Here is a 15612-nt window from a genome sequence, read left to right as displayed (position 1 = left end):
TCTCGCTATGCCTGACTTGCACATCCGTAGATGCGGGGTTTTATAATCTAATCGATTTAAAATGACCAGTCCCGATGCGCGAACTGCGTCAAAATGCATTTCCAATTCGTGTCCTTTCCAATAGGCTTGCAACGAACGGGATGTGGTCATGGTACATAATCTATCCAGAGTTGTCGCACAGGATAAGAATTTCCTGAACATCATAAATGGCAGACGTGTTGCCGCATTAAGCCAGGAAACGATCACTGTTTTGTGTCCGTCCGATGGTCTGGCCTTTGCGAGCATCCCGGCGGGTAATGCCGATGATGTGGATCGCGCTGTACGTGCCGCGCGCGAAGCTTTCGATCGTGGTCCCTGGTCAAGGATGCCTGCCTTCGAGCGCGGACGGCTGTTGACGCGGCTCGGACAGTTGATCGAACAGCACGGTGATGAACTTGCGGCGCTCGAATCGCGCGATACCGGCAAGCCAATTCGCCAGGGCAGGGCGGACGTTGCCGCCGCCATGCGTTACTACGAATTCTATGGTGGTGCGGCCGACAAGATCCATGGCGACACGATCCCGTTTCTCGATGGTTATACGGCACTGACCCTGCGCGAACCGCACGGCGTCGTCGCCGGAATCATTCCATGGAATTACCCGTTGCAGATCATGGCGCGGGTGGTGGGCGCCGCGCTCGCCATGGGCAACACGCTCATCATAAAGCCCGCTGAAGACGCATCGCTCTCGACGATCCGCATCGGCGAACTTGCCATCGAGGCGGGCCTTCCGGATGGCGTGCTCAATGTCATCACCGGCTATGGTCGCGAAGCGGGTGCAGCCCTGTCAGCACATCCCGGCGTCGACTATGTGACCTTTACCGGTTCTCCCGCAACCGGCACGGCCATCCAGCAGGCTGCGGCCGGCAACAATCGCGGGGTTACGATGGAACTCGGCGGCAAGTCGCCGCAGATCGTCTTTGCCGACGCCGATATCGAAAAAGCGCTGCCGGTTCTCGTCAATGCCATCATCCAGAATGGCGGCCAGACCTGCTCGGCGGGCAGCCGCATTCTCATCGAGCGTCCCATCTATGATGAGGTCGCCGCAGCGCTAGGCGAGCGCTTCGAGAGGCTCGTTGCTGGTCCGCACGATGCCGATCTCGATCTTGGGGCGATGATCAACCCGGCGCAGAAGAGCAGGGTTGAAAACTATGTCACGTCGGCCGCCGAGGCCGGTATCGATGTCATTGCGCGGGGGTCCATCGATGTCGAAGCCCCGGTCACCGGCTACTATGTAGCGCCAGTGCTGTTCGGCGCCGTCGATCCGACGGCCATTATCGCCCAGGAGGAGGTTTTCGGCCCGGTGCTCACTCTGTTCGCGTTTGACGACGAGCAGGAGGCCATAAGGCTCGCCAATCACACGGAATATGGCCTCGTCGCCGGTATCTGGACCAGGGATGGCGCGCGCCAGCATCGCGTTGCCAAGGGCGTGCGTGCGGGGCAGGTCTTCGTCAATGCCTACGGCGCCGGCGGCGGCATCGAACTGCCGTTTGGCGGCTTCAAGAAATCCGGCCATGGCCGCGAAAAGGGTTTCGAGGCCCTTTACGACATGTCGGCGACCAAGACGATCATCTTCCGCCACGATTGATCCAACTCACCAATGAACCACAGCATGTATGAGGAGAAGACATGAAGCGTTTGGCAGGCAAGACAGCAATCATCACCGGGGGCGCATCGGGCTTTGGCGAGGCAATGGCCAGGCGTTTCGCCGAGGAAGGCGCCAATGTCGTTGTTGCCGATTTGAACCTTGTGGGCGCCGAGAAGGTCGCCGCGGATATTGGCAAGACCTCCATTGCCGTTCATGCCGACGTTACGCGCAAGGAAGAGGTAGACGCCATGGTAAAGACCGCCATGGACGCGTTTGGCCGGATCGACATCATGGTCAACAATGCTGGCTTCACCCATCGCAATGGCTCAATGCTTGGCGTAGATGAATCCACATTCGACCTCATCGCCGCCGTCAACATGAAGGCGATCTATTATTCGGCGCTCGCTGTGGTGCCTATCATGGAAAGGCAGGGCGGCGGCTCGGTCATCACGACGGCCTCGACCGCGGGATTACGCCCGCGTCCCGGCCTTACCTGGTACAATGCATCGAAAGGCTGGGCGATCAGCGCCACCAAATCCATGGCGGTCGAACTTGCGCCGAAGAATATCCGGGTCAATTGCCTGTGCCCGGTCGCGGGCGAAACGCCGATGCTCGGCCTGTTCATGGGCGAGGACACACCGGAAAAGCGTGCGCAATTCAAGGCGACGGTTCCGCTTGGCCGCCTGTCGACACCGCTCGACGTCGCCAATGCCGCATTGTGGCTTGCCTCGAGCGAGGCGGATTTCATCACCGGCGTCGCACTGGAAGTTGATGGCGGGCGTTGCATCTGATTGTACGATAACCCTTGAAACATGGGCGGGGCGGGCTACATTGTTTGTGTAGCCCAAATTCCCCCTGGCGTCGCCCTGGCCATTCGGACCCCGTGGCGCTCCCATCTTTCAAGGACATCAACATGACATCGAAACCTGTCTGGTTCATCACTGGCTGTTCAACCGGTTTTGGCCGCGAACTTGCGCGCCATACGCTTGAGCTTGGTTATCCGACCGTCGTCACCGCCCGCAACGTCGCGCAGATCAAGGACCTCGCCAAAGGCCACGAAGACAACGCGCTTTTGCTGAAGCTCGATGTGACCAAACCTGAAGACATTGAAAGCGCCGTCAAGGCGACGTTGGCGCGTTTCGGGCGTATCGACGTGCTCGTCAACAATGCCGGTATCGGCTATTTCGCCTCCTTCGAGGAAAGCGAGATGAAGGAGGTGCGGCAGATGTTCGAGATCAACGTCTGGGGGCTCGCCAACATGACCCGCGCCGTCCTGCCAACCTTGCGCAAGCAGCGCTCGGGCACCGTCGTCAATATCTCCTCGCAAGGTGGATTGGTGGCGAACCCTGCCGTCAGCTTCTACACTGCGACAAAATTTGCCGTCGAAGCGCTGTCGGAAGCCCTGTCAAAGGAAGTCGCACCTCTCGGCATCAAGGTGCTGATCGTCGAACCGGGTCCGTTCCGCACCGACTGGGCTGGTCGTTCGGCCAGCGAGGCGCAACACACGATTGACGACTATCGCTCCACTTCCGGTCAGCGCGCTCAGATGATACGCGAGATCAGCGGCAATCAGCCCGGCGATCCTGTCCGTGCGGTCAAGGCAATCGTCCAGGCAGTCGAAGCGAAGGATCCGCCGCTGCGCCTGCTGCTCGGCAAACAGGCATTCCAGAACGCCCACAACAAAATCGCCGAACTGCAGCGCGATTTCAACGCTTGGGAAAAGGTCACACTCGGCGCGGATTTTCCTGAGGCGTAAGCAGATACGGGCTGCGTGAACTTTTGATTGAAGAAATCGAAAATCGATGGTATTAGCTAAGTTAGCTAATGGAGCAGATTATGCAGGTTACAGTTCACGCAGCCAAAACCAATCTATCGAAACTGATCGACGCGGCTTTGGCTGGCGAAGAGGTTATCATCGCCAAAGGCAAAAACCCGGTCGTGAAGATCGTTCCCATTCCCAAAAGCCGCTTTAAGGCAGGCGCGTTAATGGAACTGGCCGGCACAGCGCCGGATTTCCTCGAACCCATGTCTGAAGAGGAGTTGGCGCTGTGGGAAGGTGGTGAGTGAAATCCATCCTTCTCGACACCCACGTGTGGGCATGGTTCTTACTTCGCGATAAGCTTTTACCCGTTGCACATTTATCGATGATCGAAGCAGCAGAGGCTGTTTTCGTTTCGCCCGTCAGCTTTTTTGAAATCGCTCAGAAAGTTCGCATTGGCAAATGGCCGGAAATGAAGCCGTTCGTGAATCGCCTGCCGCATATTCTCGATGAACAGTATGGACGCGTTGCGGCGCTCACTCCTGAGATCAGTCTGTCTGCTGGCATGATGGACTGGACCCATCGCGATCCATTCGACCGGATGCTTGCTGCAACAGCAATACATCATGAGCTGCCATTGATCTCCGCAGACACGACATTCGATGAGCTTGCCAACCACAAAGGTTGGGTTGGCCGAGTATGGTAAAACAAAAAAATGGCCGGCGAAGCCGGCCAGTTTGTTTTATCGCCTGCTTCTAAATCAAGTGCCGCAAGATCAGGAACAGCGTGAATGACAGCGCGATCGAGACCGGCAAGGTCAAGATCCACGCCATAGCCAGGTTCCGCACGGTCGACATCTGCAAGCCTGAACCATTGGCGACCATCGTTCCGGCAACGCCCGACGACAGGATATGCGTGGTGCTCACGGGCAGGCCAAGACTGTCGGCGGTGAAGATAGTTCCCATCGCCACCAATTCCGCCGATGCACCCTGCCCATAGGTCAGGTGTGTCTTGCCGATCTTTTCGCCCACCGTGACGACGATGCGTTTCCAGCCGACCATGGTGCCAAGACCGAGAGCCAGAGCCACGGCGACCTTCACCCATGTCGGGATGAACTTCGTCGCGTTGTCGATGGCCTTGTGATAGGACTTGATCGTCGCAAGTTCCGCTTCCTGCAGGGGCAGCGGCTTCTGCTTCTCGACCAGTTTCAGTGCTTCACCGATCAGGTACATGTCATTGCGCGTGTTGCTGACCATGCCGTTAGGGACATTGGCGACCGAACCGTAGGGAGAGATCGACGCACTGGTGTCGTCGATAAAGCGCGGCAATGCGGCCGTCATGTCGTCGCTCCAGGTTTTGGTGCGCACCGCATTGTTGACCACTGCCCGGGCATCGGTCACGGCGACCTCCGGTTTGGCATAACTGTGCAGCGTCGTGCTCGCCGCAGTGGAAGCGGCCTTATAGGCCTCGAGGTAATTGATGTCCGGCGTGCGGTTCAGGGCAAAAGCGGTCGGGACGACGCCGATCAGGATCAGCATGATCAATCCCATGCCCTTTTGGCCGTCGTTCGAGCCGTGGGCAAAGGAGACACCGGTGCAGGTGAAGATGAGCAGGGCGCGTATCCATAAGGGCGGCGGCGTATTGCCCTTCGGCGCTTCATAAAGCGCCTTGCTCCTGACGAGAACCTTCATCACCAGCAAAAGCAGCGCCGCGACGCCAAAGCCGACCAGCGGCGATATCAAAAGGGACATGCCGACTTCGCTCGCCTTGGACCAGTCGACACCGCTCGTCACTGTGCCCGCTGGAGCGAGGAACTGGTTGGCGAGGCCCACACCGACGATCGACCCGACAAGCGTGTGCGAACTTGAGGACGGAATGCCCAGATACCAGGTGCCAAGGTTCCACAGGATTGCGGCAATCAGCAGAGAAAAGACCATGGCAAGGCCGGCGCTCGACCCAACCTGCATGATCAGTTCCACCGGCAGCAGCGATATGATGCCGAAGGCAACCGCGCCGCTCGCCGTCATCACACCGAGGAAATTGAAGAAACCGGACCAGATGACGGCAAGTTCGGCTGGCAGCGAATTGGTATAGATCACCGTCGCCACAGCATTTGCCGTATCGTGAAAGCCGTTGACGAATTCGAAGCCGAGCGCGATCAGCAGCGCCAGGCCGAGAAGTATCCATGGCACGGCGACTGAACTGGTCAATTCCTGGGTGAGGGAATAACCGACATAGAAAAGCCCGGCGAGGAGGATGGCCACCACCGCATAATTGGGCCACCGGCCGAGACTACTTGGTTTGTCGAGCGGATGCTCAGCACTGCGCAGACTGGCATCAGTTGCGTTACTTACCGTCATGACCAGATCCCCAAATGGTTAACGAGGAAAGGCTATGACCCTCGCGTGAACCCTTGATGACAGCATGGACAACTTGCGCGAAACGCAGGGAATCTCTATCGCTTTTCGAAGACACAAAATTCTGGAAGCGCCATGCATAAAGTTGTCATCAGCGGTACGGGCGTTTTCACGCCGGAACAGTCCATCAGCAATGCCGAGCTGGTCGAGGCGTTCAACACCTATGCCACAAGGCAGAACGAGCTCTACGCCGACGAGATCGCCGCTGGCACCCGCGCGCCGGTGACCATGTCCAATGAGGAATTCATCGTCCGCGCTTCCGGCATCGAAAGCCGCTACGTCCTCAACAAATCCGGCATTCTCGATCCGGACATCATGCATCCTGTCCTCCCCGAGCGCAGCGATGAGGATCTGTCTGTCATGGCGCAGATGGCCGTGCATGCCGCCAGTCTTGCGCTCACCAAAGCCGGCCGGGATACTTCGGAGGTCGATGCGGTCATCTGCGCTGCCTCCAATCATGAGCGTCCCTATCCGGCCATCGCCATCGAAGTGCAGCAGGCGCTTGGCATCGAAGGCTTTGGCTTCGACATGAATGTCGCCTGTTCCTCGGCGACCTTCGGCATTCAGGCGGCGGCCGACATGATCCGCTCGGGCTCGGCCCGCGCCATCCTCATGGTCAACCCGGAGATCTGCTCGGCGCATCTCGAATGGCGCGACCGCGACTGCCATTTCATCTTCGGCGATGTCTGCACCGCCGTGCTGCTCGAGCGCGACGATCTGGCAACGGCGAAAGACCGTTTCGAGATCGTCTCGACCCGCTGTCTCACCCGGTTTTCCAACAATATCCGCAACAATAATGGCTTCCTGCGCCGAACGCGCGAAGGCCACATGACCGACCGCCGCGACATGCTGTTCCGGCAGGAAGGCCGCAAGGTGTTCAAGCAGGTGGTGCCGATCGTCTCCGACCTGATCCTAACCCACCTTGCCGACGAGAATATCGCGCCCGCCCACCTGTCGCGGCTCTGGTTGCACCAGGCCAACAAGGGCATGAACGATCTGATCGGCGTCAAGGTGCTCGGCCGCGAGCCGGAGCCTGGCGAACAGCCGAATATCCTGCAGGACTATGCCAATACCTCCTCGGCAGGCTCGATCATCGCCTTCTCGAAATATTCCGACGACCTCGCCCCCGGCAGCCTCGGCGTCATCTGCTCGTTCGGAGCAGGGTATTCGGTGGGCAGCGTGATTGTGAGGAAGGTTTAGGCGTCACCGTCGAAGAAGAAGCATGAGGCAGACCTCATGCTTCTTTGCGTTGCGCCCGTGCGATCAGAGTATGAAATCGCTCAATGTCAGCTGAGCTGTTGCGTCGTTCAGATGCACGTCCAAGAAATAGGTTCCACTGAAATCATCACTCAGGAAAAAAACGTGGTAATCCTTTCCCCCCTGCGCCGAAATACTCACATTCGCGCCAGTGACGTTCGTGATGGCGCTAACATCGATCTTGTCCACTCCATGCTTAAAAAAGTTGATCGTGTCGCCATTATATTCAGCCCTGAAGTTAGCGGAGTCGTTGTAGACAAATTGGGTTGATCCAGTACTACTGTCCATGGTGTCGGCGCCCAGACCTCCAATAACGGTATCATTACCCGAAGCGCCTACAATATTATCATTGCCTGCTCCTCCATTGATCGTGTCATTGCCAATCCCTCTGTCCAGAGTGTCGTTACCGTTGCCAGCGAGGATGATGTCATCGCCACTTCGCCCGTCGATGGTGTCGTCACCATTGCCAGCCTCCATGCGGTTAGGGCCGTCGGTGCCAAAGAGGAAGTCATTGGAAGCGCTTCCGAGAATATTCTCAAAGTTCTGGATCGTATCGCCCAACGCATAGCCGCCGGGTGCTTGTCCAGGTCCGGGATTCATCCAGATGTTCACTTGGAAAGGCGCTGCAGAATAATCCAGCGTATCAACGCCGTCACCGCCATCCATTGTGTCATTGCCGTCATTCCCGGCAATGGTGTCATCCCCAATTCCGCCATTGAGGATGTCATCCCCTCCCCCGCCATTGAGGATATCATTGCCGCCATTGCCGTATACGATATCGTTGTGCGCAGGGTCGCCGTGGTGATATAGGTGCCATTGGGGTTCAGATTGATGGTGACGCCCCCGGCCGAGACTTCATAGGCGAGCGTATCGGTGCCGGCGCCGCCATTCAGCGTATCGGCGCCCATGCCGCCCTCGATCCAGTCATTGCCGGCCGCACCGTTGAGAACGTCGGCGCCGGCAAGGCCCATCAGCTTGTTGGCGAGCCCATTGCCGTTGACCGTGTCGTTGGAATTGCTGCCGACGACGTTTTCGATGTTCTGCACCGTATCGGCGGCAACGCCATTGACCGTCGCCGTGGTCAGCGCGCCATTATTGCCGAGCGTCAAGGCGACACCGATCGCGGTGGGCGCATTGCGCTCGTAGCTGACCGTATCCTCGTCCGCGCCGCCATTCAGAATGTCGAGCCCGCCGCCGCCTTCAAGAAAGTCATTGCCGTTGCCGCCATTGAGCGTATCGGCGCCGGAACCGCCATAGAGCTGGTCGCTGCCATCGCCGCCATTGATGATACTGGCGAGCGTGGTGGCGGTGCCGTTGACGAAATCATTGCCGTTGCCAGCGTTGGCGAGAGTGGTGGTCGAGGCGAGGTTGACCAGAGTATTGCGATTGGCAACATCGTTGAATGCAACATCCAATAGACCAAGATTTACAGTTATATCATAAGGAAAGTTGTGTATCCCCAGACGTGCGAATAGTGCCGGATGTAATGTCATGGTCATGCACTCCCTTAATAGGTTGCGCGAGCCGGATTCCCTCCCCGGGGCCTGTTACCCGGCAACTACAAAATTCAAATCTGTGTTTTGCTGTGATTGTATGTATCTTCAAAAATATATTGAAAAATCTATACACATGTTACTATACGCTTGTTTTTGAATAAATCAAATGCATTATAGAGTTAATTAATTTACTCTACTATGAATATTCTTGACGAAGCTATGCGGGATAACGCTTTGGTTTGTCAGTATTTTCCTTGATAAACTTGCTGAACAACAGTAAATCAGATTCTGTCTACCAGTGCGTACCAGCTCAGTGCAAGAAACAGCAATGGCGCGCGAAACGTCCGCCCGCCCGGGAACGCCGGGATTTTCAAATCTTCCAGCAGCTTCAGCCGGTCGCGATTGCCGGCAATCGTCTCGGCATAGAGCTTGCCGACGAAGTTCGACAGCATCACACCATGACCGGAATAACCACCCGCTGAAATCACGTTCGGCATGACCTCGCGCACGAAGGGCTGACGGGGCAGGGTGATGCCGACCGAACCGCCCCACGCCTGCGTGATCTCGATATCGGCGAGGGCCGGGTAAATCTCGGCGATCTGGCGGCGGATATGCGTGCTGATATGCAGCGGATTGTCGGCCGTATAGGCCTCCCGTCCGCCGAACAGCAGCCGCCCGTCCTTCGAGCGGCGGAAATAGCGCACGACGAAGCGGGAATCATCGACGCTCTCGCCGCCGGGCAGCACCGGGCTGTCAGCACCGAGCGGCACGGTCGCGCCGATGAATGAGCGGATCGGCATGACATGAGAGGCGCTGACGGGTTCGAGATTGCCGCCATAGGCGTTGACCGCGATCAACCCTTTCGCCGCCGTCACTGTGCCGGTGGCTGTCGTCACCGTCACGCGGCCGTTTTCTGATTTGATGCCGGTGACCTTGGTGTTTTCGTAGAGATGCGCGCCCGCCTGCGCTGCGGCTTTGGCCGTGCCGACGACCAGTTTCATCGGCTGGATATGGCCGGTGCCCTCGTCATAGGTACCGCCGAGATAGCGAGTGGAACCGAGCCGCTCCGCAGTCTCCTTCGCATCCATGTAGTGGATATGCGGATAGCCAAAGCGCGTCGCCATCAGTTCCGCGTGGCGCTGGTAATCCTTGAGATAGCGTTGCTTGTGCACGACGGACATTTGCCCGGGCACGTATTCGAGGTCGATCTTGTGGGTCTCGGCAAATTGCAAGAGATGGCTCTTGGCTTCCTCGGCCAGGTCGAACAGTGCCTTGGCGCGGGTGAAGCCATATTGCGCTTCGAGCTCTTCCGCCCAGGAGCGCTGTCCAGTCCCGAGCTGGCCGCCATTGCGGCCGGACGCGCCGTCGCCAAAGCGGTAGGCCTCGAGCAGCACCACATCGACGCCCGCCGATGCCAGATGCACGGCTGCCGAGAGGCCGGTAAAGCCGCCGCCGACAATGACGACATCGGCAGTGCGGGATCCATCCAGCGCCGGGTATTCGGCGCGGTCGGTAATGGCAGTTTCGTACCAGGAAACGCCGGGCGAAATCGGGGATTGATAGGGCATGCTCAAACGTTCAGCAGCAAAAATTCACGTTCCCACGGGCTGATAACCTCCATGAAGGTCTCGAACTCGGCGCGTTTGATCGCGGCATAGGTGATCGCAAATGACTCACCCAGCATCGCCACCAGTTCCTTGTCCTGTTCGAACAGGATTGTCGCCTCGATCAGCCCGCGCGGCAATTCGATCAGATTGTCGTTGACCGTCGTTGAAGCAGGCTCGTCCGGGTCGATCTTGTTGTTCATGCCGATCAAGCCGCAGGCGAGCGACGCCGCCAGTGCCAGATAGGGGTTGGCATCGGAGGAGGGGATGCGGTTTTCCACACGCCGCGCCGCCGGGTCCGAACGCGGCACGCGGAAGGCCGTGGTGCGGTTGTCATAGCCCCATTTGACATTGACAGGGGCGGAGGCGGCCGGCGTCAGGCGGCGGTAGGAGTTCACGTAAGGCGCGAACATCACCAGCGACGCTGGTACATGCTTCTGCATGCCGCCGATGAAATGCCTGAAGGCCGGGCTTTCGGTGCCATCCGGGTTGGAGAAGACGTTGCGTCCGGTCTTCTTGTCGATGATCGACTGATGGATATGCATCGCCGAACCCGGCTGGCCCTGGATCGGCTTGGCCATGAAGGTCGCGTACATGTCGTGCTTCAGCGCCGCTTCGCGAATAGTGCGCTTGAACAGGAATACCTGGTCGGCAAGCTCGATCGGATCGCCGTGCCGCAGATTGATTTCGAGCTGCGCCGCACCTTCCTCGTGGATCAGCGTGTCGATCTCCAGGCCCTGGCTCTCGGAGAAATGATAGATATCGTCTATCAACTCGTCGAACTCGTTGACGCCGGCAATGGAATAGCCTTGGCCGCCGCCTATCGCACGGCCCGAGCGGCCGACCGGGGGGGTGAGGGGATAATCCGGGTCCGGATTTTTCTTGACCAGATAGAATTCGATTTCCGGGGCAACGACCGCCTTCAGTCCCTTCTTGGCATAAGCGGCCATGACGCGCTTCAACACATTGCGCGGGGTAAACTCCACCGCTTCCCCGTCCTTGTTGACGAGATCGCAGATGACCTGCGCTGTGGGGTCGCTTTCCCACGGCACTTCCGAGAGCGTCGAGAGATCCGGCATCAGCTTCAGATCGCCGTCATCCTCGGGGTAGGAGAAACCGTGGCCGTCTTCCGGATAGGAGCCGGAGATCGTCGCCATGAATACGGCCGAGGGCAGGGCCAGCGATGTGTTGGAGGTAAACTTTTTCGACGGCATCATCTTGCCGCGTGCCACACCGGCCTGGTCCGGCGTAATGCATTCGATGTCCTCGATATCCCGCCAGGCCAGCCATTCGGAAGCTTCGCGCCAGTTTTTCACACCGCGTGTCGCCTTGACATAAGCGGGCGTACGCCGCCTTGTTGTGGTCCGTGCGGGTTTCTTTTCAGGAGTTTCGGAAGGCATCAATCACCAGATTTAATTGCGGTGACAGGATGATAGAGGAAAAATTGGCGGTATGGGAGGCGGGGACGAGAAAATTATGGAATAGCGCAGCAGCATATGTCCGCATGCTCATTTGTGAGCCAGCGTATGATTGATTAGCGCGCCAGATTTACCCCGAGAAGCCGTTTGTACTCTTTCTCGGCTACCCCATAGAAACCGTCGGCCTCGATCATGAGCCCCATTCGATCGACAATGGTTATCTGTCCACGCTTTGCCCGGATCAACCGCTTGTCTTCCAGTACATGCAAGGTTTCCGTCACCCAGGGCCGCCGCACGCCAAGCATGATCGACAGGAACTCGTGGGTCAGCACAACGTCCGGACCGTGGGTGCGGTCATGCACCATGAGAAGCCAGCGGGCCAATCGCGCCGTGACATTGGCCTGGCCATTCGCCAATGCTGTCGATGCCGTCTGAACGACCATCGTATGGACATAAAGGAGCAGATAGTTGCGCAGCGTGTTGCTCGCTTCCATGGCACGTTGAAGATGCGCGGTAGCGATGCTGTAACCATGGCCCGCCACCTGGATGTAGCTGTCATGCGGCGATTGCATGCCGCCAAGAATAACCGCGGAACTCGTCATTCCGTCATTGCCGGATATTCCGACCTCGATGTCGCGGCCACTGGGCATTTTTGCGACAATCGAGGCAAGGCCCGTTTCAAGAAAGTATACTTCGGTGACGGGCGTTTGCGATTTCTCGATCACATGCCTCAACGGCAACTTCTGTGCCTCGAGATGCGGAACCAGCAAAGCAAAATCGTTCGCGCGCATATGCCTGAGAAGCTTGTTCTCAAACGCAGATTGTGAAGCTGACATCCTGTTCCCTTCCCGCGGGAACAGAGAATCCTGCGTGATGAAATAGTATAAATATAGAAATAAAAAAATGACACAATGCATTGTCCACCAATGGACAGCCGTGCAATTGTCTGTCATTATTTGCCCGAATAAACGGCTATATTTTCTCTGGCCTACATTATGACACATATTGCAAAATATAAAAGGTTTACTTTACGCCGGAAGACACTCGTCGATGCTGTAAAAGTATTTCTGTTTGGAGAAGATAAGAAAATTATTGCAAACATTTTCGAAAGCGCGAACAGCAAGACTGACGCAGGCCAATATTCATCAGCGACGCTCGTGCCGCTCGCAGCACTCGAATGCGGGAAAGACGCGCAGCAGAATGACGAATTTGCTCGAGCGCCGGTTGTCACGGGTAATGCCAGTCTCGAGTAATTGGCTAATAAAAAACTGACGCGTGCAACGTTTTGTCAATGCGAGTATCCTCTTAAGTAAAGTTTTATTTAAAAAAATTTGTCCATTGACAGACAAAAATTACGATATATATTGCCGTAATCCAAAATAATTATTGTATTGCTAAATTTGTTTAACTCTTTCTGGAGAGGAAGAATTGAATGAATAACGTCTACTATTTTGCGGGCGACAACATCCTGCCCTATTGCCAAAAGCGATATGTCGAGCAAACGAGTCCGCGTGTCGAGGAGCATTGTCCGAATTTCTTGGTTTCCGTGCTGACCGAGAAGACGCTTGTTGGAAAATATGCTGTGCGTAAGGCTAAAAGGCGCGAGCGGATGCATTTGAGGTTTCTGAAGTCTCACTAAACACGTCACAAGTTGTTTGGTCGCCATCTTCCCAAAGGCTCGTTGCACCCAGGAATGGAGGGAACATGAGCATTCAAAAACCGAGGCGGCCAACCGATTATCCCAACCGAGGTTTCGATTGTCAGATGGCGTTGGACGCTGAATTTCGGCGCGCCATCGACTGTCTTGCGATAGAGGCTGGAGAAGCAGGATGGTCGACGGATGAGACCACCAAAGCGATCATCGGGCTCGCCCTTGCCTATGCAGCAGACCAGCGGATGGACCGCTCGCTGGCATCGGTCGTGAATATAAGACGCCTCTTTCTAAACTGAGCCGGTGATTGGATTTGTTTGAGGCGAAGAATCTCCCTGGTTTCGCTGTGGGGCCAAACAGCTCCGATCATCAGTGCGTGGTTCGAGGGCAAATCGAACCACGCACTCTTTCCATCAGGCCAAAGAAACCGCTCGCAATTTATTGCGAGCGGTTCTGCTCTAGCTCCCGACCCGAAGCCAGAGAAGGCCACGGAGAGCTATTGCCGGGTGACGACGACGGGGATCAGCAGATCGCCCCAGTTGCCGTCCCCGCCATGGTGGCGGGCGGAGCGGACAAGCTCCACGGATACACCGGCGTCGACCGCCTTCATGACCGACTGGTTGAGGCGGTGCAGGTCATTGGCGACCATGCGAATGACAGCCTGCTGGTCTGTATTCATAGCCGATGATTGCTCCTCGGCCCGTTCCTTGACGCGTGTCTGCGGTGCCATGATTTTCTCCTTGGCGTTTTGTTATTTTATTCTGCAGCCGGGCGGAACTGTGCCGTCTCGGTCGATTCCTTCATCGCCGTTGTCGATGATTGGCCGCCGGTGATTGCCAGCGAAACCGCATCGAAATAGCCGGTACCGACTTCGCGCTGGTGCTTGGTCGCCGTGTAGCCATTGGCCTCGGCGGCGAATTCCGCTTCCTGCAGTTCCGAGTAGGCCGACATCTGCCGGTCCCTGTAGCCGCGGGCGAGTTCGAACATGCCGAAGTTGAGCTGATGGAACCCGGCCAGCGTAATGAACTGGAACTTGTAGCCCATGGCGCCCAATTCACGCTGGAACTTGGCGATCGTCGCCTCATCCAGATGCTTCTTCCAGTTGAAGGAAGGCGAGCAATTATAGGCGAGCAGCTTGTCCGGATGTTCCTTGCGCACACCTTCGGCAAACCGCCTTGCCTGTTCCAGATCGGGCTTGGAGGTCTCGCACCAGATCAGGTCCGCATGCGGTGCATAGGCAATCGCCCGGGCAATGCAGGATTCCAGTCCGTTCTTGACCTGATAAAAGCCTTCCGTTGTCCGTCCGGCATCGTAATCGACAAAGGGCTGATCGCGCTCGTCGATATCCGATGTCAGAAGCTTGGCAGCCTCCGCATCAGTGCGGGCGATGACCAGTGTCGGCGTACCCATGACGTCGGCGGCAAGCCGCGCGGCATTGAGGTTGCGGATATGCGCTGCCGTCGGGATCAACACCTTGCCGCCGAGATGGCCACACTTCTTTTCCGAAGCGAGTTGGTCTTCATAGTGAACGCCGGCAGCGCCAGCCTCGATGAAAGCCTTCATGATCTCGAAGGCATTCAGCGGTCCGCCGAAACCCGCCTCCGCATCGGCGATGATCGGCGCAAACCAGGTGTCGACCGAAAGACCTTTGCCCTCCGCCGTTTCGATCTGGTCGGCGCGCTGCAACGTCTTGTTTATGCGCTTGGCCAGTTCCGGCGCCGCATTTGCCGGGTAGAGCGACTGGTCAGGATACATGGCTGAAGCTGTGTTTGCATCGGCAGCAACCTGCCATCCGGAAAGATAAATTGCCTTGAGGCCTGCGCGAACCATCTGCATAGCCTGGTTGCCCGAGAGAGCGCCCAGTGCATTGACGAAACCCTCTTCGTGGATGAGCTTCCAGAGCCGGTTGGCACCGTTCTCAGCGAGAGTATATTTGATCTGAACCGAGCCTCGCAGTCGCTTGACATCGTCAGGTGTATAGGGGCGTTCGATACCGTCATAGCGGCCCTCCGGTGCGTTTGGTACGAGGTTGTAAAAATCAGTCATTATCATCTCCACAAAGAGTTTATCTTGCCGCAGCCTGCCTGATAGGGGAGTTTGGCGACCGCGTTGATATGACTAAATTTACATTGCGGCGCGATATGATCCAGAAATATCGTATTTTATTGCCATTATATCGAGTTATGGTGTCAGGTGTTTGACAAACCAGGATTGTAAATTTGTAAATTTTGTAATATTGAGATTAGACGATATTTTGTGTAAATCTTGTCACAACCGGCTTACGATACTGCTGTGCGTGGTTCGACAAGCTCACCATGAGGGATCGAAGTGGAATTGCAATACCGACGAAATCCAACGGTGGCGATTAGCCTTGCAGCGCACCAGT

General features: G+C 56.9%; 15 protein-coding genes and 2 pseudogenes. 8 read left to right on the top strand and 9 right to left on the bottom strand.

All coding sequences use genetic code 11. The features are described from left to right. Positions 1–148: 148 nt before the first annotated feature. The 5 genes from ACSQ3H_RS22610 to ACSQ3H_RS22590 all read left to right on the top strand — a co-directional run bounded on the left by ACSQ3H_RS22610 (position 149) and on the right by ACSQ3H_RS22590 (position 4089). Positions 149–1624 carry an aldehyde dehydrogenase family protein gene (locus ACSQ3H_RS22610; protein WP_436119112.1) on the top strand — a complete coding sequence of 492 codons (1476 nt, stop codon included), beginning with the start codon at positions 149–151 and terminating at the stop codon, positions 1622–1624. A gap of 41 nt (positions 1625–1665) precedes the next feature. Further along, the gene (locus ACSQ3H_RS22605) at positions 1666–2415 is read left to right on the top strand and encodes an SDR family oxidoreductase (protein ID WP_436119111.1); all 750 of its coding nucleotides are present in this window, start codon (positions 1666–1668) and stop codon (positions 2413–2415) included. Positions 2416–2537: 122 nt separating this feature from the next. Beyond that, positions 2538–3380: an oxidoreductase gene (locus ACSQ3H_RS22600; protein WP_436119110.1), complete on the top strand. Its 843-nt coding sequence runs from the start codon at positions 2538–2540 to the stop codon at positions 3378–3380. Between the two features lie 80 nt (positions 3381–3460). Continuing rightward, positions 3461–3691: a type II toxin-antitoxin system Phd/YefM family antitoxin gene (locus ACSQ3H_RS22595; protein WP_436119109.1), complete on the top strand. Its 231-nt coding sequence runs from the start codon at positions 3461–3463 to the stop codon at positions 3689–3691. Then, entirely contained in the window at positions 3688–4089 is a 402-nt protein-coding gene (locus ACSQ3H_RS22590; protein ID WP_436119108.1) for a type II toxin-antitoxin system VapC family toxin, read from the top strand. Before ACSQ3H_RS22595 ends, ACSQ3H_RS22590 begins: the two co-directional genes overlap by 4 nt. A 49-nt stretch (positions 4090–4138) precedes the next feature. Here the strand turns inward: ACSQ3H_RS22590 and ACSQ3H_RS22585 are convergent, their stop codons facing one another. Then, positions 4139–5743 (bottom strand): inorganic phosphate transporter, encoded by a 1605-nt coding sequence (locus ACSQ3H_RS22585; protein ID WP_436119107.1) that lies wholly within the window; start codon positions 5741–5743, stop codon positions 4139–4141. A gap of 132 nt (positions 5744–5875) precedes the next feature. Between ACSQ3H_RS22585 and ACSQ3H_RS22580 the strand changes: the two genes are divergently transcribed. Beyond that, entirely contained in the window at positions 5876–7000 is a 1125-nt protein-coding gene (locus ACSQ3H_RS22580; protein ID WP_436119106.1) for a beta-ketoacyl-ACP synthase III, read from the top strand. A gap of 63 nt (positions 7001–7063) precedes the next feature. Here ACSQ3H_RS22580 and ACSQ3H_RS22575 read toward each other — a convergent pair whose 3' ends face one another. From ACSQ3H_RS22575 to ACSQ3H_RS22550, 6 genes and pseudogenes are all read right to left on the bottom strand, one after another. Further along, positions 7064–7723, bottom strand: a complete 660-nt coding sequence (locus tag ACSQ3H_RS22575; protein ID WP_436119105.1) for a calcium-binding protein — start codon at positions 7721–7723, stop codon at positions 7064–7066. A gap of 6 nt (positions 7724–7729) precedes the next feature. Continuing rightward, positions 7730–7807: pseudogene (locus ACSQ3H_RS22570) on the bottom strand (calcium-binding protein); the annotation flags it as partial. 125 nt (positions 7808–7932) lie between these two features. Next, positions 7933–8550: pseudogene (locus ACSQ3H_RS22565) on the bottom strand (calcium-binding protein); the annotation flags it as partial. Between the two features lie 284 nt (positions 8551–8834). Beyond that, positions 8835–10121: an NAD(P)/FAD-dependent oxidoreductase gene (locus ACSQ3H_RS22560; RefSeq protein ID WP_436119104.1), complete on the bottom strand. Its 1287-nt coding sequence runs from the start codon at positions 10119–10121 to the stop codon at positions 8835–8837. Between the two features lie 2 nt (positions 10122–10123). Next, positions 10124–11557, bottom strand: coding sequence for a glutamine synthetase family protein (locus ACSQ3H_RS22555; RefSeq protein ID WP_436119103.1), 1434 nt, complete (start codon positions 11555–11557; stop codon positions 10124–10126). Positions 11558–11691: 134 nt separating this feature from the next. Next, positions 11692–12411: a Crp/Fnr family transcriptional regulator gene (locus ACSQ3H_RS22550; protein WP_436119102.1), complete on the bottom strand. Its 720-nt coding sequence runs from the start codon at positions 12409–12411 to the stop codon at positions 11692–11694. Between the two features lie 159 nt (positions 12412–12570). Here ACSQ3H_RS22550 and ACSQ3H_RS22545 point away from each other — a divergent pair, with 159 nt between their 5' ends. Together ACSQ3H_RS22545 and ACSQ3H_RS22540 are read left to right on the top strand one after the other, a co-directional pair. Then, complete coding sequence (locus ACSQ3H_RS22545; RefSeq protein WP_436119101.1) at positions 12571–12828, top strand: hypothetical protein; 258 nt, start codon at positions 12571–12573, stop codon at positions 12826–12828. A gap of 451 nt (positions 12829–13279) precedes the next feature. Then, a complete protein-coding gene (locus ACSQ3H_RS22540; RefSeq protein WP_436119100.1) occupies positions 13280–13525 on the top strand; it encodes a hypothetical protein in 246 nt (81 codons plus the stop codon). 197 nt (positions 13526–13722) lie between these two features. Here the strand turns inward: ACSQ3H_RS22540 and ACSQ3H_RS22535 are convergent, their stop codons facing one another. Together ACSQ3H_RS22535 and aceA are read right to left on the bottom strand one after the other, a co-directional pair. Then, positions 13723–13956: an SMc00767 family acetate metabolism repressor gene (locus ACSQ3H_RS22535; RefSeq protein ID WP_100000043.1), complete on the bottom strand. Its 234-nt coding sequence runs from the start codon at positions 13954–13956 to the stop codon at positions 13723–13725. A gap of 26 nt (positions 13957–13982) precedes the next feature. After that, entirely contained in the window at positions 13983–15272 is a 1290-nt protein-coding gene (aceA, locus tag ACSQ3H_RS22530) for an isocitrate lyase (RefSeq protein WP_436119099.1), read from the bottom strand. Positions 15273–15612 lie beyond the last annotated feature (340 nt).

Origin of the sequence: Phyllobacterium sp. LjRoot231, from assembly GCF_964253365.1 — a bacterium.
Lineage (GTDB): Bacteria > Pseudomonadota > Alphaproteobacteria > Rhizobiales > Rhizobiaceae > Phyllobacterium.
This window is presented reverse-complemented; position numbering and strand designations above follow the sequence as displayed.